Source organism: Stenotrophomonas pictorum JCM 9942 (genome assembly GCF_001431585.1).
Lineage (GTDB): Bacteria > Pseudomonadota > Gammaproteobacteria > Xanthomonadales > Xanthomonadaceae > Stenotrophomonas > Stenotrophomonas pictorum.
In genome coordinates, this window is the sequence record NZ_LLXS01000080.1 from 1 (window position 1) to 580 (window position 580).

The 580-nt window shown below is 62.8% G+C and carries 1 pseudogene; it reads right to left on the reverse strand.

Features of this window, described 5'->3' with window-relative positions:
• Window positions 1-511: pseudogene (locus ARC78_RS16485) on the reverse strand (transposase); the annotation flags it as partial.
• Window positions 512-580 lie beyond the last annotated feature (69 nt).

The following is a 580-nucleotide window of genomic DNA, read 5'->3' on the forward strand; positions in this document are numbered from 1 at the left end:
CGCTTGTGGTTCCAGCCAAAGCCCTGCACGTTGCGCAGGTACAGGTAGCACAGACCAAAGCCCCAGTCGCGATGGGCCGCGGTCAACCGGACCAGCCAATCGGCGATCCGGGCGTTCTCCTCGCTGGCCTTGGCCCGGTAGCGGAAGCAGGTCTGGCTCACAGCGAAGGTCTGGCAGGCGTGCCGGATGCTCGTGCGCCCGTCTGCGACAGCTGATTGGGCCATCTCGCGCCGCTGAGATGGCCTCACCATTTTTTTGCGAGCGCTTCCTTCAGCAGGTCGGTACTGAGCTGGGCCTCGGCGTACATCTTCTTCAGACGCCGGTTCTCCTCCTCCAACTCCTTAATGCGCGCGACCATGGACACCTCCATGCCGCCGAACTTGCTGCGCCACTTGTAGAACGTCGCCGAGCTGATGCCGTGCTCGCGGCATAGCTCTGGCACGGGCGTGCCGGCCTCGGCCTGCTTGAGCACGGCGATGATCTGGCTGTCGGTGAAGCGGGACTTCTTCATGGAACCTCCTCGGAAAAGGGTACGAGAAAATTCCACTTCTGGCGTCAGCTAACAGCCGGGGGGATTACC